This is a genomic window from Microcoleus sp. N9_A1 (genome assembly GCF_036701795.1).
GTDB lineage: Bacteria > Cyanobacteriota > Cyanobacteriia > Cyanobacteriales > Microcoleaceae > Microcoleus.
Window position 1 is genome coordinate 1 of sequence record NZ_JAUBRI010000021.1, and the last position, 21,002, is coordinate 21,002.

Below are 21,002 nucleotides of genomic sequence, written 5' to 3' on the forward strand. Positions count from 1 at the left end.
TACCTAATTATCAACAAGGCATAAGAGCTATGAGGCTTATTCTATCAGCGTTATAGGTGACTTGTCGCCCCGACAGCGAACAACTTGAAGCTAAGCTCTGCCTCAAAGCTGGCTCAGGTAGCGCAGAATATGGCAAGGAAGCACAACATTTTTGTGCTATGCCAAAGGTTCCTCCACGCATCTTCGATCCGAGCGTGTCGCCGGAGCGTGTTCGTCTAATACAGTTAATCCAGAAGAAGTGGGTTAACGGTACAAAATTACGTTATTACTTTTTTGAGAGTGGCCCAAATTCAGGCCCGAATGAGCAGAAGGAGATTGTCCGCCAAGGGTTTGAGGTGTGGAAAAAGGTAGGGATTGGTATCAAGTTTGAGGAGGTTCGGAACATCAGCGAGGCAGAGATAAGAATCGGCTTTGTGCAAGGGGATGGAGCTTTCTCATTTCTTGGCCGCGATGCGATCGATATTCCTAAGCAAGGCGAGCGAACCATGAACTTTGGCTGGGATCTTCGGCAAGATCCCCGTGGGGTAGATGTCCCTGTTCACGAGATCGGCCACGCCTTAGGTTTCCCTCATGAACACCAAAACCCGTTTGCAGGTATGGTATGGGACGAAGAAGCCGTTTATAAATATTTTGGTGCTCCTCCTAACAATTGGGACCGAGAGACAACTTTTTATAATGTGCTCCAAAAGCTTTCAGTAGGAGAAGTTGAGGGGTCACAGTGGGACCCCAACTCAATCATGCACTACGCTTTTGCAGCGGGACTGATTGAGAAACCTGTGGATTACCACAAAGGATTAAAGCCGGCTGGCGGACTTTCTGAGCACGATGTGTCGCAGGTACGATTATTTTATCCCCCGCTTGATGACTCGAATTATACAGAACTTAAACCGTTCCATTCGGAGATTCTGTCCCTCGCGCCTGCTGAACAGAAAAACTTTGCGATTAACCCTTCTGCTACTCGAAGCTATACAATTGCGACTTTCGGCAAAGCAGATACAGTCATGGTTCTGTTCGAGGATCAGAGTGGTGATTTGAAGTATGTTGCTGGTGACGACGACAGTGGCACAGACTTGAATTCACAAATCAATGTTCGGCTTTATAAAGGTCGACGGTATGTGCTGAGAATCCGCTTATACTCTAACTTGGCTCCTGGCGAAGCCTCAGTGATGCTTTGGTGATGGCGGCCGCAAAAGTTTAGAGAGAAAAGCGATTTCTCAAAGTAGTGCATGGCAACCCGTAGGGTATATGGGGCAAGCTATTTTGTCTTTTTTCTCCCAATAGAAAGCGGGTAATTTGCTCATCAAGCAGCAGGCTGTGCGCGAGGAAGACGGGTTTAGGCTGATTGGGGTCTGAAACGAGGTACAGCAGGTTGTGGTGACTTAGGGGGGCAGAGAGCCTCCTGTCTCCTGCCTCAAAACTCCAATTTCTAGCTTGGTTGCTTTCATTGAGATACTCCCCAGGTAGGACACGGCGCTGTGCAACCGAAAACGATATTACTTCTGGCTCATCAGAGTTTATTTGCCATGATTATACAGCGTATTCCAGGTTCATAAAGTAGTAGGGAAAAGGCAATGCCTTTTCCCTACGGGGATTCATGGATCAGGGGTGTACTTCACAAACAAGGTGGAATCTGCTGTAAAATGTTTGGTTTCACCCTTTTTTTATTTGCCAACAGTCTCTTAATCCATCGTCCCTACAATATTCTCACCTAATCGCGCTACAGGAGAGTAAAATCCGTAGCAGTAATCAGGCTTGCGGGCACATTGCTCAGAGTCGCTAAGAGTTGACCCGAACCGGTAACTCGGATCAGAGTAGAACTATTCTCCGCAACAACGCTCAGTTGCGAGAAATTCAGACCACCCATTAAGCCGATCGAATCGAAGCCGTATTGAAAGTCTAAAATAGTCTCGCTGCCGAGGTCAATACCCAACATAAATCGATCATTCCCAGTACCTCCAATCAGAGTATCATTCCCCTCATCTCCAAACAAGAAATCATCCCCAGCACCGCCGAGCAAACTATCCTCATCCTTGCCGCCGTAAAGAGTATCATTCCCAGCATCGCCATTGACGGTATCCTGACCTTCATTGCCAAACAGCAAATCGTTACCCAAACCGCCGCAGATTTGGTCTTGTCCGCCAGCAGAACCAATGGGAAGAGGGCTGCCAATATCTCCGTACACAGTATCTTCCCCGTCGCCACAGCAGATAGTATCGTTCCCTTCATCGCCAAACAGCAGGTTGTTACCCGATTCGCCCAGAACTACGTCATCGCCCTTACCTGCCCGCACGGTATCATTACCGTCACCACCTGCGATCGTATCTTGATTTTCTTCCCCGCTGAGGAAATCATCGCCCGCTAAACCAAACAGCAAATCGTTGCCGGTCAAATCCGAGTCCAAAGAGTTAAGAGTTCCCCCGTAGATAGTATCCTCGCCCTCATCGCCAATTAAAGTATCACTCCCCTTGTCTCCGAAAATGATGTCATCATCTTTGCCACCGTAAACAACATCGTCGTTTTCGCCCGCAAAGATTAAATCATCTCCAGCAACACCGTTGATGTAATCATTATCCTCGTTGCCAAATAGCAAGTCCCTGTCTATATTTGGGCCGACAGGCAAATCGCTGTTAAGTCCCCCATAAATATTGTCATTTCCCCGCAATCCAGCCAACAAATCATCGCCGTCAAAACCGTTGATTTCATCAGCGTTACTGCTGCCGAGAATAGTATCGCTGCCGTTAGTACCGTCGAAGCTATTGCTAACAAAATTCGGACCCCGCACGCTGGCAATATTTGGCAAAACAATTTCCGCACAAATGCAGTCGGCATCTATTCCAGCTTGAGGTGTTGGTGTTGGTGTTTGGGCGAAGAAATTGCCAAAGTTAATATCGCTAACATTCGTGCCGCTGACAGCAATAATATCAGCCGGATTAGCAGTAGTTCGCGTCCAACCCGGTTGATTGACTTCCCGAACTCGATAAGTTCCCGGGCCTAAATTAGTAAAACTGTAGCCACCTAAACTATCAGTCGCAGTGTTAACTTCTCCATTATTCAAAGAATCGTCGCCGTTAGCATCAAGGAAGACTTGCCAGTTCGGCAATCGCGGTTCTTGAGCCTCCAAAACCCCATTGTTGTTGAGGTCATTAAACTTGCTGCCGGAGATGCTAATATTTTGGAAATTGCCGAAGTTAATTCCACTACGACTGTCACCGCTACCCAGATTAACCGTAGCCGGATTAGCAGTAGTTTGCGTCCAACCAGTCCGCTGCACTTCCCGCACGTTGTAAGGAGTGTTGGAGTTGAGGTTGGTGAAGCTGTAATTACCAGAAGTATCAGTAGTAACAACTGTTTCACCCGCATCTAAAGAGTTGTTCCCGTCAGCATCAAGGAAAATTTGCCATCCCGAAAGACCCGTTTCCCCCGCATCCTGAGTACCGTTGCCGTTGGCATCGTTGAATTTAAGACCGCTGATGCTGCCTTGCTGCACGGGAGTCGGAGTCAAAATCGGAGTTGGAGACGGAGTTGGAGCGGGAGTCGGAGTTGGAGTCGGAGTCGGAGTCGGAGTCGGAGTCGGAGTCGGAGTCGGTATCGCTTGGTTGCCGAAATTAACTGTAGCAGGAGTAGTTTGTCCTGCTGCCAAAGTAACTGGGGGCGGGTTGGGAGTAGTTTGTTGAGTTCCAGTCGGTACAACTTCCCGAACGTTGTAAGTGCCTGCTGACAAGCTGGGGAAAGTAAAGCCGCCGTTAGCATCCGTAGTTACCGAAGTTTCTCCTGTACCGAGAATGCCGTCGTTGTTGGTGTCGAGGAAAACAGTCACTCCGGCAACACCAAGTTCTCCGGCTGCTTGAGTGCCGTTCCCGTCAATGTCGTTAAATTTGATACCAGTAATGCTGCCAACAAGTGGTGGAAGAGGGGGATCTGAGAGTAGGAGATTGCCAAAATTCACCACAGCAGGAGTAGTTTGGCCAGCAGCCAGCGTCACCGAAACTGGATTGGGAGTAGTCGGCTGGCTCTCACGTGGCAGGAATTCCCGGACGCTGTAAGTACCGGAGGGCAAGTTGGGGAAATTGAAGCTGCCCAGAGGACTGGTAGTTGTTGCCGAAGTTTCTCCAGCGCCCAGAATGCCGTCATTGTTCGTGTCGAGGAAAACAATCGCTCCGGCTAAGCCAGTTTCTCCCCCACCTTGAATGCCGTTGCCGTCGGAGTCGTTAAATGTTATACCAGTAATGCTTCCCAGTAGCGCAGGTATCGATTGATTGCCGAAACTCACCGGAGTCGTTTGACCCGCCGCCAGCGTCACCGAAACCGGGTTGAGAGTAGTTGATTGGCTGCCGGCTGGCACAACTTCCCGAACGTTGTAAGTGCCTGCGAGCAAGTTGGGGAAATTGAAGCTGCCGTCAGCACCTGTCGTTGCCGAAGTTTCTCCCGCATCGAGAATGGTGTTGTTGTTAGTGTCAAGGAAAACAGTCACTCCGGCGACACCGAGTTCTCCGGCTGCTTGAGTGCCGTTGCCGTCTTTGTCGTTAAATTTGATACCAGTAATGCTTCCCAGTACCGCAGGTATTGATTGATTGCCGAAACTCACCGGAGTCGTTTGACCCGCCGCCAGCGTCACCGAAACCGGGTTGAGAGTAGTTGATTGGCTGCCGGCTGGCACAACTTCCCGAACGTTGTAAGTGCCTGCGGGCAAGTTGGGGAAATTGAAGCTGCCGTCAGCACCTGTCGTTGCCGAAGTTTCTCCCGCATCGAGAATGGTGTTGTTGTTAGTGTCAAGGAAAACAGTCACTCCGGGGACACCAGGTTCTCCGGCGGCTTGAGTGCCGTTGCTGTCAATGTCGTTAAATTTGATACCGGTGATGGTACTCAGCGGTACGACAACGGGAATCGGCTGTGCGGAAAATTCGGAGGTGTTGCCGGCGGCATCTGTTGCTGTGGCGGTGATTAATTGCCCTGCGGTGACTGCTGCTGGGAAGGTTTGATTGAAGGTGGCGTTGCCGGCCGCGTCTGTCGTTATCGGGACAGAAGCAATCAAGGTTTGACCTTGGGTACCGGGGGGGTTGTTGGCGAAAAATTGGAGGGTGAAATTGGTACTGGGCGTGCTGTTGAAGGTTCCCGCGACGGTGGCGCTGCCTGCGCTGGCGGTAGCGGTAGTTAGTACGGGGGTGTTTTGCAGGTTGTTAGCGCCTGTGTCGGCGTCGCCCGCATCGTTGGCGGTGATGCCGTTGTTGCCGAGGTCGATTCCTAGGCCGCCGTTAGCGAAGATGGAGTTGTTTTGGATGCTGTTGCCGGTACCGGCGAGGATGTTTACTGCCGAAAGGAGGTTGCTGGCGATCGTATTTCCTTGACCTACCACTGTACCGCCGATCGCATTATTGCTTGCGCCATCAGGAATAAATACCCCGGTAACATTGGGCAGCGGAGTCGTACCGTTGGCAGCAACGCCGATGAAGTTGCCAAACAACGAGTTGCCGACAGTGGTGGGCCCAATAAGGACGACACCATTACCGCCACTGTTGCCGGAAATAATGTTTCGGGCGGCTGGGGTCGTTCCGCCAACGGTATTGTTGGTTGCACCTCCCCCAATGACTACGCCGACATTAGTGTTAGGGACAGCAGTGGTACCGTCAAAATTAGTGCCGATGAAGTTGCCTGTCAGAATGTTGCCCGTCGCACCGGGATTGAGAATGACCGTACCACTATTGCTGTTGCCGGAAATGACATTCCCGTTAATAGTGTTGTTCGGTACGCCGTTGACGGTAACTCCGCTGGCGTTGGGCAAGGCGGCGGTGCCTGCGGCGTTGGTGCCGACGTAGTTGCCCAGCACTTGGTTGCCCCCCGTACCGCCGACGATGATGACGCCATCGGCAGTATTTCCAGAAATGACGTTGCGATCGCCCGCGGCAATCCCCCCGATAATATTATTGCTGCCGCCATTCTGAACGGCGACACCAAATAAGGCGTTGGGCGAGGCCGCGGTACCTGCTGCATCGACACCGATGTAGTTTCCCGCTACGGTGTTGCCGTTGCTTTCGAGGGAGATGCCGGTGTTGCCGAAGCGGTTAATTATCAATCCCCGCAAGGTGCTGCCACCGCCACCGGCCAAGACCCGAAAACCGCTGACACCACCTGCACCAGCTCCATTGATTTCGATGAGGGGGGTGCCGGCGAACCCCGGTTGGGTAGTGCCGTTGATGATTGTGGGAACGTTAATATTGGGCAAGATTGAGAGGGGTGCGATCGTCTGAACGCCTGCACCGGGAATGGCAAAGTTAATATTGTGCGGCGGCGGTGCGGCAGTGGCATTCGCATCCGTAATCGCTTGTCGCAGCGAATCCGGCCCTGCATCGTTGGTATTCCTAACAGTGAATATCGCCAAGGTATGCGCGTAATTTGCCATTACCTCTGGCTCGATCGCCAATCCAGCTTTAATCGCTCCAGTAGCGTATTCAAGCAACCAGTTTCCACCTTTTTGCGCGCTCCCGGTAGCATCGGCCGAAGCAGCAATATTAGCTTTTGTTAACTTGCTCAGTTGTTGTACAAAAGCTGCTCCTTTTTCACCCGCTGCTACGTTACATCCGTAGAGCAGAATTTCAAATCGATTTTTAATTGAGTTTACAGATGACGAAAACCACCGCTGCAAACAGTCGCGATATGTTTCTAAATTGTCGAAATTCAGCTTAGTTTGCCCTAGCTGCAAACTTCCCGATTCCCCGTGAGAAATAATGTGAACGCTTTCTATACCTTTGCGGCTTTGCAATGCTTCGGAAATTTGTTCGATGCCGTCCCGCGTGCGTTCGACTAAAATAACCTCTATACCCGGTTTCACACCCGCAGCCAGACTCTGCCAATCTTCAACGGCTGCATCTACAAATACTATTTGTTGGTTTTTCATAATTACCTTTCTCTCATGCACCTAAGTAGGTTTTCAAATTGTTGTTTCCGTGCGATCGTCGCCCAACTTCCAAGCACAAATACCGCTACCACAAAATCAGCCTTCAACTCAATAAAAGTTGCACAGGCAAAACTTGACAATTATCTATTTTTGTGATTTTTTTTGAAGTTTTTGGAGAGCGAAAGTTGGTCGATCGCACTTTTTCATTTTCAACTTAAAAAATCAGACTGCTGGTACAGGTAGCTTGTTCCCCATTCCGGAAATATTTCTAAAAATGTCAATATAATTTACAAAATTTAATGTTATTTTTTTGACTCAGTACAATTTTGTGACAGGAAGCCAGCTATATGGAAGTTCCAAACCCAGAAAAAAGTAGTAAGTATCCAGCAATTCTTCCATCTCAAATATCAAACCGCAGGCCAGGGATTTTGGCAAATCCAGCCTGTCACCCATAATATAGAGAAATAGTCGCCTTCATGGCATCATAGAAACTTGTCCCTCACATAACTGAAATTGATGACCGCTCAAAACTCCCCAGTTTCCCCCATCACTTGGAAAGAAGACCGAGTTGTGCTAATTGACCAAAACCGACTGCCGCAAGAATATGGTGTAGTCGAAATTAGCCACTCTCAAGATATGGCTGAGGCGATTAAAACTATGATAGTCCGAGGTGCTCCGGCGATCGGCGTAGCGGCAGCCTACGGCATGTATTTGGGCGCGAGGGAAATTGAAACGGGCGATCGCACCGAATTTCTCGCTAAACTAGAACAAGTTGGTGAATTATTGCGATCGACTCGTCCCACAGCCGTTAATTTGTTTTGGGCGATATCCCGAATGCTCAAAACAGCCGAAAAAACTAGCGGTTCCGTCGAACAAATCCAAAAAACTTTGTTAGAAATGGCTAAAACCATTCAAGCCGAAGACTTGCAAACTTGCAAAGATATCGGCGACAAAGGCTTAGAAGTTCTGCCAGCAACACCCGAAAAATTGAACTTACTAACTCACTGCAACGCCGGTGCCTTAGCTACAGCAGGCTACGGAACAGCATTAGGTGTAATTCGTTCTGCTTGGCGAGAAGGCAGACTCGGCAGAGTATTTGCAGACGAAACTCGTCCCCGTCTCCAAGGTGCAAAACTCACAACTTGGGAATGCGTGCAAGAAGGAATTGCCGTCACATTAATAGCCGACAATATGGCCGCCCACTGCATGAAACTCGGCATGATTCACGCAGTAATTGTCGGTGCAGACAGAATCGCTGCTAACGGCGACGCAGCCAATAAAATTGGTACTTACAGTTTAGCAATTGTTGCCAAAGCTCACAACGTCCCCTTCTTTGTCGCCGCACCTTTATCAACAATTGATTTTGAACTTTCAGACGGCCGCCAAATCCCCATTGAAGAACGCGATGCTGTGGAAATGTATCAAGTTGGAACTACGCGAATTTGTCCAGAGGGTGTAGAATTTTACAATCCCGCTTTTGACGTAACTCCGGCCGAATTAATTTCAGGAATTATTACAGAACACGGCACGGTTGCTCCTGGAGAGTTGAAACAGTTTCAAGCAAAACAATTAGTTTAATTGTATGTTACTCACCCGCTCTATTCACGCAAAGTTATTGCAAACAATCCCGCTTTTATCAAGTAGGTTTGCCGATAAATTTCAGGGAAAGATTGAGGGAGAATTTTTAGGGAAACGCCAAACAACTGTCAGGACAAAGCAGTTCTGTTTTCCTAGCGCGACTCAAATTTGCAGCAATGCTACAAGCCGGATTCGTAGCTGTCGCAATCGGCAGAGGAAAGTTGCGATCGCAGCTATAACTTTGCCAGTAGTTTTTGCTACAGTCGCTCAGGCTCAATTGTCGCCAACCTTGAAAGCTCAGGAATCAGCAGCTAAACAATATGTGGCAGCGATGAATAAAGCTCAGCAAGCCTACTATGCAAACAATACGGGTTTTACAAATTCTGTTGCCAATCTAGGTCTAGGTCGCATTAAAGCTGACACAGCTCATTACAAATATTCAATTAATACCGGGAACAAAGCTGTATTTAATTATGCAGTGTCGAATCAAGCTAATCTCAAAAGTTTTGTGGGAGGAGTTTTTTTAGTAGGCAACAAGAGGCAAACAATTTTGTGTGTAAATGTAGCTCCCGGCAAGATTAAACCAGCTAATCCCATTAATACTAATGGGGTTTTAAACTGTGCTGCTAAAACAGCAAAAGTTGTTAAATAAACTATCTTTAATTTATGTGTAATTTAGCAGATAATTGGATTGTCAGCGCAGATTTGGCTAAGCAATTACTGTTAGGAGGAGCGACTCTGCTTGATGCTCGCGAACCTATTTTAAAGTGGTTTTGCCGTCTGCCGCCAGCTATTCCCGTAACTTGGCAGCAATTTGCCTGTTCCGACTTTCCGCACCAAGGTAAAATTATCGAAGATGATGCAGTTTTAACAGAAAAATTGCAAGCATTGGGAATTTGTCAAGACCAACCAGTCATTGTCATTGCGGATTCCGCGAAAGGCTGGGGCGAAGACGGGCGGATTGTTTGGATGCTGCGAACTTTGGGACACGAAAAAGCTGTGTTTGTCGATGGAGGATATCGAGCTTTTGTTAAAGCTGGAATCGATCGCACAAAGCGCACAAATCATCCATCGCAGCCAGGAGATTTTATTGTATCTCGCCGATCGAATTGGGAAATCAATCGGGATGATTTAAAAGCTATTTTAGGTAATGATAATTTAGCAGTTGTTGATGCGAGGGAACCGCGAGAATATTCAGGTAAAACGCCTTACGGAGAAACCAGGGGCGGTCACATTCCCGGTGCGGTGCATCTCTATTACAAACAGTTAATGGACAAACAGGGAAAACTGCTGGAACGCGAGAAAATTGTCGCTATGTTGCAGCAGAAAGGAGTTTCGCAGTCAACTGAAATTGTGAGTTATTGTACTGGGGGAGTTAGGTCTGCATGGTTGACTTGTGTCTTGACAAGTTTCGGATTTAATGCTAAGAATTATGCAGGTTCAATGTGGGAATGGTCGGCTTCGCCGGCAGATAGCTATCCCCTGACCAAAAACTAAAACTAGCAATTATAAATTAGTCGTAGGGTGCGTCAGAAGAGAGTCTTTCAATTACCGATAAAAGAACCCTAGCTGACGCACCTTACTAAGCCAATTAGTCCTAGGGTGCGTCAGAAGAGAGTCTATCAATTATCGATAAAAGAAACCTAGCCAATTAGTCCTAGGGTGCGTCAGAAGAGAGTCTATCAATTATCGATAAAAGAACCCTAGCTGACGCACCCTACTGAAGCCAATTAGTCCTAGGGTGCGTCAGAAGAGAGTTTCTCAATTATCGATAAAAAAATCCTAGCTGACGCACCTTACTAAGCCAATTAGTCCTAGGGTGCGTCAGAAGAAAGTCTCTCAATTACCGATAAAAGAAACCTAGCTGACGTACCTTACTAAGCCAATTAGTCCTAGGGTGCGTCAGAAGAAAGTCTCTCAATTATCGGATAAAAGAACCCTAGCTGACGCACCCTACTGAAGCCAAAACTATTTTCGCTGTGATAAAACCCGCTAATTTATCAGGCATTTAACCTTGACAAACGGGCGGGTTTCAGGTTGAAGCATCTCAACTGACTTGTTCGATATACTGTGCGAGATCGTCGCGCAGGCGGCTGAGTTCGGCTTCGGTGGTGACGCGCAGGCGATCGTCCCTAACCGTAATCAGCACTTTCGCAGCAAAAGGAGTTGGCCAGATATTCGGGTTGCAGAAAACTTCCAAAAATACATCTCCTGCATACCGATATTCCATCGGTTTTTGGGGAGAAGCTTTAGCGCCAGCAGTTTTGGCGGCTACAGCTTTCAAGCTTTCCATCAAAGCTGCAATTTCGCTTTGCAAATCCCGCGCGGCTTGCGGGGAAAAGCTAAAGGAGACAGAACCTTCGACTAAATTCAGTGTCAGCGGAGAAAGAGACATGGGCAATGAAATTTAACATACAATTGTTAATGATAAAAGATATAGTAACCCAAAAGAAGTACATTCCCGCTCAATTGGACTGCGAGAATGCTATTAATTAAAATTAATCTCAAGAAGCGTGGCTAAATTAATGAATATAAATCTAGTCGTAAGCTAGATTCTGCAATACTTTTAACCTGTTATGACTTGATCGGCTTTAAGCTAGAAGTGAGAAACTTGACGGCAGATCGAGGAGATTTTATGGTAGCCGATAACCGTTCCGAAATCCGCAAGGTCTTAATCATTACCTTATTGCTAAATTTGCTGGTGATGGCAATTAAAGCAGCCGTGGGATGGCTGACTGGTTCCCTCAGTTTGCTGGCAGATGCTTTGCACAGCGTCACAGACAGCGCTAATAATATTTTAGGATTGGTAACTAATCATTATGCCAATCCGCAGCCCGATCGCGATCATCCCTACGGACACCAGAAATTTGACGCTCTCGGAGCTCTGGGAATAGCTGTTTTTCTGGGAATTGCCTGTTTTGAAATTCTCAGCGGCGCTGTTGAAAGGTTGCTCAAAGGTGGCACAGTTGTCAAAATATCCCCAAATGAACTGTGGATATTGCTGATTGTACTGGGGATTAATATTTTTGTCACTTTTTACGAGCGCAGGGTTGGGAAACGTCTCGGTAGCGCGATTTTGGTGGCTGACGCTCAGCACACGATGAGCGATGTTTGGGTGACAATTATGGTAATTGCTGGGTTGATTGGTGTTTGGCAAGGGCAGGTTTGGAATATACCTCAATTGCAATCCCTAGACGTGTTTTTGTCTTTTCCTGTGGCTGTTTTGGTATTTAGCAGCGGTTGGAAAGTTTTAAGGGAAAATCTGCCTTGGTTGGTGGATGAAATGGCGATCGCACCGGAAACTATCCAGGCGATCGCAATGGATGTACCCGGAGTTGTCAACTGTCACTCGATCGCCTCTCGCGGTGCGATCGGGCGTCAAGTATTTATTGATATGCACATGATTGTCGATGCTGTCGATGTAGAAACAGCTCACCGGATTACAGAAGAAGTAGAAGCCCGTTTGGAAGAACGTTTCAGCCCTGTACGCATCTTAATTCACGTTGAGCCGCCGGCTTACGAGTCCGACCAAATTAGCTACGATTCTGAAAAATGAAGGCACAACCAGTGATTTTGACACGGATACACCGATTAATTGAAGAATCGGGAAAGTATTTTTACTTACCGCAATTCCTCCAATTTTTTAAATCCTATCAATCGGGTTAGAGCGATCGCACTTAATTTAGTAGCAGTTTTCCACAGGAAAAGGGGGGTTTTCCCCAGAAATCGGCAAGTTTTCCACAATAGATCGATCGGCTGTCGTCGATTTCTGTCTTTCTATTTGTATAAATTCCAAGTATTTTGAATTTCTGTAGCCATTTCCCCCCGCAAATGCCAAGGTAGCAAAATCTCCACTTTTGAACCGAGAGCTCGCAGCCATCTCAACGGGTAGTGCGGATGGAATTTTTACTTTATTTTATCTGGTGCTAGCCTATCTACTCTCGATCGTAGCGGAAATTCTCCTACTCTGTTTTAGCGGACGATTCTCTTAATTCAGAGAAAGATGAAGAAATGTTTCGATCGAGTTGGATTTGGGGGAGTGAGTGCGATCGCGCCTGAGTTGGTGAAAAAGCGATCGCCTTCTCCTTAAATCAAAATTCAAGCCTCCAAAATCGATCGCTGCAGCCATTTCAAAACTGCATCGATGAGATTCGGATGGTTAGGAGAAATGCGTTTTACATTGTCGCATGGTCGATCGGTGATGATTGCGATCGTGCCTCCAAAAGCACTCAGTGCAGTTAGAAAAGGTTTGCTGAATTCGCGATCGATTTTAGAATTGTAGAACACCAACGCAACTCGTTTTTCTAGGTTTCTCAAATTCAGTCGCCAATAGGCTTTGAGCAGTGGCATAGTTGTGGGTGTTCCTTCTTGTCGTTCTGGACAACCTTGCTCTACCATTTGGATATAGATATCAGTGGCAGGATTATCTAGAGGGTTAAATTCGCTACCATCAATACAAATCAGTTGTACTGCTTGATTGAGCATTGGGTCGCTGACAATTGCAGAAGGCAGGACTTCTGGAAATTCGGCAAAGTTTAGGACTTGATTAGTGTTGGATTTGCTAACTAGGATGTTGTCGGATACTTTTGCATTTATAGTAAATGGTTGACTGTGCCATGCACTATAAAACTCTGGATAACTCATTTTTTGGGCGCAGTGCCAGATAACTCCATAGCAATGGAAATATCGATCGACATCATCTTTGTCAGTTTTCCTGTATAGACAATTTCTTAGTCCTTCAACTACCAATGGGAACATTTCATACTGAATCATTTTTGTAAATTTTAAAGTTGCCGCGAAACAGCCCATATCGTCTTCACTATTACACAATAAATTAACTAGAGATTTTGCAATAAATTCTTTACTTGATTTAAGCTTCTTATCTTTAGAGGACTTTAAAATATCTTTAAAGGTGTATTCATTATAGTCGCTTTTTGTTAATTTATCTAAAAGCTTAATAACCTTAATACTCTCATTCTCGATTTTAAATTCAACTTTTATAGGCTCACCTTTAAATGGTAAACCATATACTAATGAATGAGCAGACGAAAGAGCATCTTCCCGATCCATACCCCAGGAACAATCCATTGCAGTATAAAAACTGATTACATTTTCCAGAAGGTCTTCTGCTAATTTGTTTCCAGGGTCAAGCTTGGTTAATATCTTAGCAGCTTCATGGGTATTCTCTGCATTTCCCCGAAGACGAAAAGATTGGTTTTCCAATGTAATTTTATGTTCTTTTTCTTCACGAATTAATTTGGTTAATAAATTAATTGCTTTCAGGCGATCGGTTTTTTTAAATACTTCTCTAGCGGCATCTTCTACACAATAATGCAATTCTTCACCGATGTTACTAAATCCGATTTGAAACAGTCTCTCCACAATTTCATCTGCTCGTTCATAAATTGTAAATTCAGAGATTGCACACGCAGCCAAAAAATAAGCTCTGTAGCCATAAAAATTCTCAATACCACATCTATCATTAAAACTTGTTAACAACTCAATAAACTTATCTCTGTTTTTATTGTTGTTTCCAAACCATAATATAATTACTTCTTTCCACTGCAGTTCAAAAATGCGATAAATACCTTCATCTGGATTATGAGGAACGTGATTTAGGAAAAAATGCCAATCATCGATCGCCAAGGCAGCAAAATATTCCTGGAATGTAGGATGAAAGAATGCGTAAACAGATTCATCTGTTGCAGCTTCTCGATCTACCAAATTCAGCCAACCGAGATCCCAGGCTAATTTAAACAGCCTATCGCCCATTTCTTGCTGAATTAAACTCAGTGGCAACCGAAATCTAGCATCGCTATCCAATCCTGCTATAGACAAACGACCGAGGGCTTGATGTAATTCTTCTCGTAAACCTGGTTGAGTTGCCCAATCAATAACCGATTGGGATGGTTTCCACTCATAGAAATAACGGACAAAGTGTTGATATAGTTCTGCTTTAGTTTCGGGTAATTCGGCTTGCTTATTCTGGCTGAATATTTGACACAGTAGAGATAAGCGAAGCGGATTTTTTACGAGTTGGCGGATGCGTTCTTTTTGCGGTTCTTGCAGCTTTTCCTGTAACTCCTGTCCCCGTTGAATATTTTTTGCTTCAGCAAACCACTGCTGAATAAAATCATCTACTTGCTCTGGTTTAAATTCTTGAGTTTTGTAAGTATCAAAACCTGTGAGGGGATTGTTGAGACGGGCATCCCAAACATTGGTTCGACAGGTCAAAACAACCCGCACATTACCCAACCAATCAGTAAGCTGGTTTCTAATTTCCTCTAAGGACAAACAACTATTCGGCCCTACAGCCATTTCATCAACACCATCGAGTAACAGCCACACCCCACCATGACGCAACCGTTTCTGTAGAGATGTTTTGTGAGACTTCTCTACATCAATATCAGGATAAACCAGAGCCATAGCTTCCGGCAACCATTCCTGAAGGATATAGTCTTTCAGTGTCTTTCCTTGCAAACTTGCCAGCGCAATGCAAATCGGCAAATCTTGATTATTTTCCTGAATGTGAGTGGCGATTTTATCTAACAGCGTTGTCTTTCCTGCTCCTGGTTCGCCGACAATAGCAATATGTTTATTTTTTCCAGTAGGGTTTTGTCCAATAACGTCAGTCATGAATTCATCATGCTCGTAAATTCGGGTAACAACTTCCGGTTCTAATTGATGTAACAGTTCCATAGGCACATTGCCACTGCGACGCTGCTGCTGTTTCCGTTTGATTAAACCTAGCGGTACAAAAACATTGATTTCAAATCCCATTTCTGTCGCTCTTCGTCTAAAGCGTTGCTCCTCTTGCTGTTCATTTAACATTGATTGGCAAACTCGCTGCCAATCAATGGTAATTTTTGGCTGTGGCTCTCGATCGGAATTTTGCAAGCTTGAGTCATGTTCGGCAATAAAGTTTATGGGTTCAAATTCTAATGCTTTAAGAATTGAGATGACAGTACCGCGATCGCACGGCTTGCCATCCAGAAAGCGTTGTACGGTACTGATACTCACATAAGCCTGATTTACAAGGTTTTCTTTAGACCAACCTCGTTTGTCTGGATTTAGTGGCTTTTCCAATTCAGCCATCTGTTGACGAACTTTATCCAAACCTGCGCCATCAATCCGAACACTGCGAGATGCCATAGTTTGACTCATTCCTAACAACTAGAGTGGATGAAATTGGGAATTTTGCATCAGTTGCATAGCCCGCCAGGGGTTTAAACCCCTGGCTCATAGCGAAAGTCCTCTAAAAGAGGACTAAATGCTGACCCAAAAAAGCGCTCTTCAGTCCACTTGAGTGGACTTTCGCTATGAGCCGTGGACTTGAGTCCACGGCGGGACAACAGCACAGGCGCAAAATCTCAATCAAAACTATCCCTAGCATAGTCAGCATCAAGTTTCTTGACCAGTTCAGATCAGTTCACTTTTTTCTGAACCGTTTTGCTCTGGAGAAATCCAGTTGACTCCAATAGGCTTGAATCATTAGCACTCAAAGGTTCAGCTTATGACAGCCTTTCAACTCAGCCTTTTCCCAGACGAGCCACCTACTCCCATCGACTCCCTTAACAAAAAGAGAAGGGTAAAACTCCAATCCCAACCAACTGTAATAGAGCAATCCTGCACAACCCATAGAGCCGCACAACTGTTGGAGGTATCCACCACAACTCTCTACCGCGCTCGGAAAGAAGGCAAACCTTACCAGAAGGGCGCTTGGACTGCTACCGCTCTTGGTGCAAACGCTTGGACAGTCGTCTACAACCCCTTTAATTCCCACTCACCCTAATTGGAGATAAAACTAATGCTATACGCCTTTGACTGTGACAATTCTTTGTCTTCATTTCCCCAATTCCAAAGCGGGGAAATTATCAACGAGTTAGAAACGATCGCTATCGATATTCTAGAGATGATTTTAGGCGATCGCTTCCGTTACTGTCCCCAAATTCCCCTAGAAATCATTTGTTCCCGTCCAGAAACTTTCACCCGTCTTCCCATTGAACTTTGGAAATTTTGGGTGAGTTCCAGAGTCGATATCGCCTTGATGGAACGCGGCTGTGGTGGTAGTCGCAAAGCCAAACTGGTGATAGAATGTCAATCTCATTGGCACGATCGCCCAGAGGTGCAGGAGCGCGATCGCAAAAAAGCCCGACTCCTTGCATCTGTTGGCGTTCCCTTAGTATACCTGCGACAAATCGATCGAGATCGACGCTTCTATCGTTTCTACACTCCCAATGGACAAAAAGAAGTTTTCTACAACTCAATTACCCAACAAGGACGGACAGAACTGGAAGCATTTTTGCAACACTATTCAACACAGTTGACAGTTGACAGTTGACTCTTAGACTATAAATTTTCTGTGTAAGTCCTGTAATTAACACAGGACTTACAGACGGCATTTATCCAAATCGAAAATCAATAATCGACAATGGTAATACTCCCACTCGATCGTTCCCGGCGGCTTAGAAGTAATATCGTAAACCCCCCGGTTCACCCCCTTAACCTCATTCACAATCCGATTCGAGATCAGTTCCAACGAATCGTAAGGAACCCGCGCCCAATCAGCTTTTGCTCTGATCTAGTGAATACCTTGTACCACATATAAATGGAATATGCTGGATGATTACAAATACCGATCGCAACTAGGACAACGGTACAACATGGGTGGGAGTTGTGCGGACAACCTTTACTTTCTAAAATGTTAAAAAATGTGCATTCCGGACATTTTTTAAATATAAGTTGGTGGCACAATTATCTCTCTTTAGCCCTGGGCGCATTAATACCTTGATAACCGGGTTTTTTACCCTTGTTAAAGGCTAAGTATGCAGTTTGTTTGTCCATCAAACCCGGTTTCTGGCAAGCGGTGCGTCCAAGAGTATATCTTCCTTTACAAAGGTGACTTGATTCCGATGTGTGGTATATTTTCTGGGCGAGGGGATGTTTTAGGACAATGTTCGATATGAAACGTTTAAAATTAAAATCAATGCTGGCGGCGGCGATCGCGATCGCCTTTTGTTTAATTGCGATCGCCAGCTACGCCCAAGCCAACAAAACTTTAACACTGGCGACTGCCCCAGACTACCCGCCCTATGAATTTAAAGATACGGCTGTTAGTGGCAACGAAATCATCGGTTTTGACATCGACATTGCCAAATATATTACTAAAAAATTAGGCTACGAGCTCAAAGTAATTGGCATGGATTTTAACGGCTTAATTCCCGCTTTGCAGGCCAAAAGAGCCGATTTTGTGATGGCCGGAATGACTCCCACAGCAGAAAGGAAAAAAAATGTTGCTTTTTCTGACCTTTACTACGAAGCTCAAAATACAATTGTCGCCAATAAAGGCAGCAATTTGACCAAAGCTGAAGATTTAGCCGGGAAAAAAGTAGGTGTTCAACTCGGAAGCATTCAGCAAGAAGCTGTGAAAAAAATGCCAGGTGTGCAACTGGCTGCTCTCAATAGAATTCCTGATATCATTCAAGAAGTTAAAGCGAACCGTCTCGCGGCGGGAGTGATTGAGGATACTGTCGCTACTGGTTATGCAGAAGCGAACCCGGACTTGGAATTTAACACAATCCCGAATACTGAAGAAAGCGGTTCGGCGATCGCCTTTGGCAAAAATTCGAGATTAGTTCCAGAATTCAACCGAGTCCTCCAGCAAATGAAAGCCAGCGGTAAAATTAAGGAACTAGCTACTAAGTGGTTTTCTCGACCGATTCCGCAAGAACCTGCTCAAGCAAATCAGCCTGCTGTCCCAGCAAAATTCGGGTTAGATTTTGGCAAAATCTTGCCGAGTTTGCCTTATATTTTGTCCGGCATTTGGGTAACGCTAACTTTTACATTGCTGTCGGCATTTCTCGGATTTATCTGGGGAATCGTGCTGTCTCTGTTCAAAATTTCCAGCATTAAACCGCTGGCTTGGTTCGGCACTGCCTACACTTCAATTTTTCGCGGAACACCGCTAATTTTGCAGTTGACTTTAGTTTATTTTGCAACGCCGCAGCTTACGGGCTATAATATATCGGCGCTGCAAGCTGGCGTGATTACTTTTTTCCTGAATTCTGGGGCTTATATTTCCGAAACCATCCGCGCCGGAATTCAAGCAGTAGATAAAGGTCAAAAAGAAGCCGCAGAATCCCTCGGCGTTCCCTACAAACAAATGATGGGCGATATTATCTTGCCGCAAGCATTAAAAAATATTTTGCCTGCTTTGGTGAATGAAAGTATTGCTTTGTTGAAAGACTCAGCTTTAGTTTCAGTAATCGGCGTAGAAGATTTGCTGCGCCGCGCTACAATTGTGGGAGCAGAAAAGTATATTTACTTTGAACCTTTGATATTTGTCGGCGCAATTTATTATTTGATGGTGCTTAGTTTAACTTGGGGGGCCAATGTACTCGAACGCAGACTCCAAAGTAGCAGTTAAGGTCGATCGCCTGTATAAATCTTTTGGCAATCTTAAGGTTTTGCGCGAGATCACTACTGAGATTCATAAAGGAGAAGTGATTGCCATTATCGGCCCTTCGGGGTGCGGCAAGTCTACTTTTCTGCGGTGTTTGAATTTACTGGAAGTTCCGACTTCAGGACAGATTTACATTGACGGCGTAGATATTACTGCGCCGAAGGCCGATATTATGAAAATGCGGCAGAAAGTGGGGATGGTTTTTCAGCATTTCCACTTGTTCCCGCACATGACAGTGCTGCAAAATGTAACCTATGCGCCTGTAAAGGTGAAGCAGGTTGCTAAGGATGAGGCGCGTCTGAAGGGGTTAGAATTGCTGGAAAAAGTCGGTTTGTCGGATAAGGCGGAGGTTTATCCTTCTAAGCTTTCGGGGGGACAAAAACAGCGCGTGGCGATCGCCCGCTGTTTGGCTATGGAACCGGAAATTTTGTTGATGGACGAACCGACTTCTGCACTCGATCCAGAAATGGTTAAAGAAGTGTTAGATGTGATGAAAGCTTTGACCAAAACTGGAATTACAATGGCAATTGTGACTCACGAAATGGGTTTTGCGCGGGAAGTCGCCCACCGGATATTGTTTTTGGATGGCGGAAAGGTGGCGGAAGATGTGCCGCCGCAGGAGTTTTTTAGTAACCCGAAGTGCGATCGCGCCAAGCAATTTCTGGAAAAAATGCTTTAATTCATATAAGAATTAGAGTTTTTAACCGCAGAGAACACAGAGGACACAGAGGTAGAGGAGAAAGAGAAAGTTGCGGTAGGGTGCGTCAGTTTGGAGATGCTCGATCGGCAGGGAAAGTATAATACTGACGCACCATTTATTGGGTGGTGCGTCAGTTGTGAGATTGTTTAAATTAAACTGAAATCGCTGGCGCTTATTCTGCTAGAAGAAACTCCGTTTAAAGCAGCTATAATTTCTCCTGTTTGCCCAAACTGAATCAATGTTGCACCGCTATTTTCAGTAAGAGTTAATTGCTCGAATGTCAAGCCATTAGCTAGCATCAGCAAATCTTTTCCAGCTTCAAAATCGGCAATAATATCGATACCAGAATTGGCAGACAGTAAAAAGCGATCGCTCCCAGCACCTCCAATTAGACAATCTTCCCCCAAACCGCCAATCAAAGTATCATTACCTTTGCCACCAAAGAAAGTATCATTTCCATCGCACCCGTCTAGCAAATCATTGCCAGCACTTCCAGTCAGACAATCATTGCCAGCACCTCCGCAGAGGGTATCATTACCATAATCGCCATAGAGAGAATCCTCGCCTTCGCTGCCGAAGATTATATCATTTCCCTTGCCTCCAAATGCGAGATCGCTGCCTTTGCCGCCGTCGATAAAATCAGCACCTTCACCGCCAAAAATTAAGTCGTCGTCTTCTTTACCATTTATTGAATCATTGCCGCGATTTCCGAAGATGATATCTTCGCCTTCACCGCCAAGGATGATGTCATTATTCTTGCCACCAAAAAGAATATCATCTCCGTGGTTGCCCTCAATGAAATCATTGCCTCGGTTGCCGTAAAGGATGTCGTCTTCTTCACCGCCGTAGAGGTTATCATCGCCTAAATCCGCATCGAAAATATTCGGATTTGGACTGCCGTAAAAAGCATCATTTTCCGGTGTACCAAACTGAATTTCACCGCTACCATTGCCGTTGATAATATTGTTAGCTTGGTTTGGGCGATCAACTGTTGGATACTCAATAGTATTGCAAATGCAATCAGTATCACTTCCTGTTGTAACAACAGGTACTGATGGTGTTGGCGTCGGTGTTGGCGTCGGAGTTTCCGCAGGCGTCGGTGTTGGCGTTGGCGTCGGTGTTGGGTTCGGAGTTTCCCCAGGCGTTGGCGTTGGTGTCGGTGTTGGGTTCGGAGTTTCCGCAGGCGTTGGCGTTGGTGTTGGTGTTGGGTTCGGAGTTTCCGCAGGCGTTGGCGTTGGTGTTGGCGTCGGAGTTTCAGCAGCAGTCGGCGTCGGAGTAGAAGTTTCCGCAGGCGTCGGAGTGGTTGGAGTCGGAGTGGTTGGAGTCGGAGTGGTTGGAGTCGGAGTGGTTGGAGTCGGAGTGGTTGGAGT

General features: G+C 45.9%; 15 protein-coding genes and 1 pseudogene. 9 read left to right on the top strand and 7 right to left on the bottom strand.

All coding sequences use genetic code 11. From position 1 onward, the window contains the following. The first annotated feature begins 56 nt into the window (after positions 1-56). Positions 57-1,178, top strand: a complete 1,122-nt coding sequence (locus QUA58_RS12325) for a matrixin family metalloprotease (RefSeq protein ID WP_333394261.1) — start codon at positions 57-59, stop codon at positions 1,176-1,178. Between the two features lie 539 nt (positions 1,179-1,717). On the opposite strand, the gene QUA58_RS12330 is transcribed toward QUA58_RS12325, so the two are convergent. Beyond that, positions 1,718-6,892 (bottom strand): SdrD B-like domain-containing protein, encoded by a 5,175-nt coding sequence (locus QUA58_RS12330; RefSeq protein ID WP_333394262.1) that lies wholly within the window; start codon positions 6,890-6,892, stop codon positions 1,718-1,720. A 516-nt stretch (positions 6,893-7,408) separates the two neighbouring features. On the opposite strand from QUA58_RS12330, the gene mtnA reads away from it, so the two are divergent. Genes mtnA through QUA58_RS12345 form a run of 3 tightly spaced genes read left to right on the top strand, consistent with a single transcriptional unit; the run spans position 7,409 to position 9,967 of the window. Continuing rightward, positions 7,409-8,470, top strand: coding sequence for an S-methyl-5-thioribose-1-phosphate isomerase (mtnA, locus tag QUA58_RS12335; protein WP_333394264.1), 1,062 nt, complete (start codon positions 7,409-7,411; stop codon positions 8,468-8,470). A gap of 4 nt (positions 8,471-8,474) precedes the next feature. Beyond that, positions 8,475-9,122 (top strand): type IV pilin-like G/H family protein, encoded by a 648-nt coding sequence (locus tag QUA58_RS12340; RefSeq protein WP_333394266.1) that lies wholly within the window; start codon positions 8,475-8,477, stop codon positions 9,120-9,122. Positions 9,123-9,136: 14 nt separating this feature from the next. Continuing rightward, entirely contained in the window at positions 9,137-9,967 is an 831-nt protein-coding gene (locus QUA58_RS12345) for a rhodanese-like domain-containing protein (protein WP_333394267.1), read from the top strand. A gap of 550 nt (positions 9,968-10,517) precedes the next feature. Here the strand turns inward: QUA58_RS12345 and QUA58_RS12350 are convergent. Further along, positions 10,518-10,865 (bottom strand): hypothetical protein, encoded by a 348-nt coding sequence (locus QUA58_RS12350; RefSeq protein ID WP_333251752.1) that lies wholly within the window; start codon positions 10,863-10,865, stop codon positions 10,518-10,520. Positions 10,866-11,105: 240 nt separating this feature from the next. Here QUA58_RS12350 and QUA58_RS12355 point away from each other — a divergent pair, with 240 nt between their 5' ends. Next, on the top strand, positions 11,106-12,026 hold the full coding sequence (locus QUA58_RS12355) for a cation diffusion facilitator family transporter (protein ID WP_333394268.1): 921 nt from the start codon (positions 11,106-11,108) through the stop codon (positions 12,024-12,026). Positions 12,027-12,152: 126 nt separating this feature from the next. On the opposite strand, the gene QUA58_RS12360 is transcribed toward QUA58_RS12355, so the two are convergent. The 3 genes from QUA58_RS12360 to QUA58_RS12370 form a co-directional block, all read right to left on the bottom strand. Next, a complete protein-coding gene (locus QUA58_RS12360) occupies positions 12,153-12,350 on the bottom strand; it encodes a hypothetical protein (RefSeq protein ID WP_333394269.1) in 198 nt (65 codons plus the stop codon). Positions 12,351-12,458: 108 nt separating this feature from the next. Further along, positions 12,459-12,599, bottom strand: a complete 141-nt coding sequence (locus tag QUA58_RS12365) for a hypothetical protein (RefSeq protein ID WP_333394271.1) — start codon at positions 12,597-12,599, stop codon at positions 12,459-12,461. Then, positions 12,569-15,586, bottom strand: a complete 3,018-nt coding sequence (locus QUA58_RS12370) for an NACHT C-terminal alpha/beta 1 domain-containing protein (protein WP_333394272.1) — start codon at positions 15,584-15,586, stop codon at positions 12,569-12,571. Before QUA58_RS12370 ends, QUA58_RS12365 begins: the two co-directional genes overlap by 31 nt. A gap of 397 nt (positions 15,587-15,983) precedes the next feature. Between QUA58_RS12370 and QUA58_RS12375 the strand changes: the two genes are divergently transcribed. Then, positions 15,984-16,262 carry a hypothetical protein gene (locus QUA58_RS12375; RefSeq protein WP_333251755.1) on the top strand — a complete coding sequence of 93 codons (279 nt, stop codon included), beginning with the start codon at positions 15,984-15,986 and terminating at the stop codon, positions 16,260-16,262. 15 nt (positions 16,263-16,277) lie between these two features. Next, positions 16,278-16,811, top strand: a complete 534-nt coding sequence (locus QUA58_RS12380; RefSeq protein WP_333394274.1) for a DUF2726 domain-containing protein — start codon at positions 16,278-16,280, stop codon at positions 16,809-16,811. 48 nt (positions 16,812-16,859) lie between these two features. Here the strand turns inward: QUA58_RS12380 and QUA58_RS12385 are convergent. Next, positions 16,860-17,039 (bottom strand): annotated as a pseudogene (locus tag QUA58_RS12385) (GMP synthase (glutamine-hydrolyzing)); the annotation flags it as partial. Positions 17,040-17,432: 393 nt separating this feature from the next. Here QUA58_RS12385 and QUA58_RS12390 point away from each other — a divergent pair. Further along, on the top strand, positions 17,433-18,896 hold the full coding sequence (locus QUA58_RS12390) for an ABC transporter substrate-binding protein/permease (RefSeq protein ID WP_333394276.1): 1,464 nt from the start codon (positions 17,433-17,435) through the stop codon (positions 18,894-18,896). After that, positions 18,862-19,611 carry an amino acid ABC transporter ATP-binding protein gene (locus tag QUA58_RS12395; protein WP_333394277.1) on the top strand — a complete coding sequence of 250 codons (750 nt, stop codon included), beginning with the start codon at positions 18,862-18,864 and terminating at the stop codon, positions 19,609-19,611. The genes QUA58_RS12390 and QUA58_RS12395 overlap by 35 nt, the downstream gene beginning before the upstream one ends. Before the next feature lie 167 nt (positions 19,612-19,778). Here the strand turns inward: QUA58_RS12395 and QUA58_RS12400 are convergent. Next, positions 19,779-21,002, bottom strand: a 1,224-nt coding sequence (locus QUA58_RS12400; RefSeq protein WP_333394279.1) for a calcium-binding protein, incomplete at its 5' end; no start/stop codon positions are given.

Bases quoted from the DNA above. Each gene is read 5' to 3' on its own strand.
- QUA58_RS12330 (WP_333394262.1), bottom strand. From the start codon at position 6,892: ATGAAAAACCAACAAATAGTATTTGTAGATGCAGCCGTTGAAGATTGG.
- mtnA (WP_333394264.1), top strand. From the start codon at position 7,409: ATGACCGCTCAAAACTCCCCAGTTTCCCCCATCACTTGGAAAGAAGAC.
- QUA58_RS12340 (WP_333394266.1), top strand. From the start codon at position 8,475: ATGTTACTCACCCGCTCTATTCACGCAAAGTTATTGCAAACAATCCCG.
- QUA58_RS12345 (WP_333394267.1), top strand. From the start codon at position 9,137: ATGTGTAATTTAGCAGATAATTGGATTGTCAGCGCAGATTTGGCTAAG.
- QUA58_RS12350 (WP_333251752.1), bottom strand. From the start codon at position 10,865: ATGTCTCTTTCTCCGCTGACACTGAATTTAGTCGAAGGTTCTGTCTCC.
- QUA58_RS12355 (WP_333394268.1), top strand. From the start codon at position 11,106: ATGGTAGCCGATAACCGTTCCGAAATCCGCAAGGTCTTAATCATTACC.
- QUA58_RS12360 (WP_333394269.1), bottom strand. From the start codon at position 12,350: ATGGCTGCGAGCTCTCGGTTCAAAAGTGGAGATTTTGCTACCTTGGCA.
- QUA58_RS12365 (WP_333394271.1), bottom strand. From the start codon at position 12,599: ATGGCTGCAGCGATCGATTTTGGAGGCTTGAATTTTGATTTAAGGAGA.
- QUA58_RS12375 (WP_333251755.1), top strand. From the start codon at position 15,984: ATGACAGCCTTTCAACTCAGCCTTTTCCCAGACGAGCCACCTACTCCC.
- QUA58_RS12380 (WP_333394274.1), top strand. From the start codon at position 16,278: ATGCTATACGCCTTTGACTGTGACAATTCTTTGTCTTCATTTCCCCAA.
- QUA58_RS12390 (WP_333394276.1), top strand. From the start codon at position 17,433: ATGAAACGTTTAAAATTAAAATCAATGCTGGCGGCGGCGATCGCGATC.
- QUA58_RS12395 (WP_333394277.1), top strand. From the start codon at position 18,862: ATGTACTCGAACGCAGACTCCAAAGTAGCAGTTAAGGTCGATCGCCTG.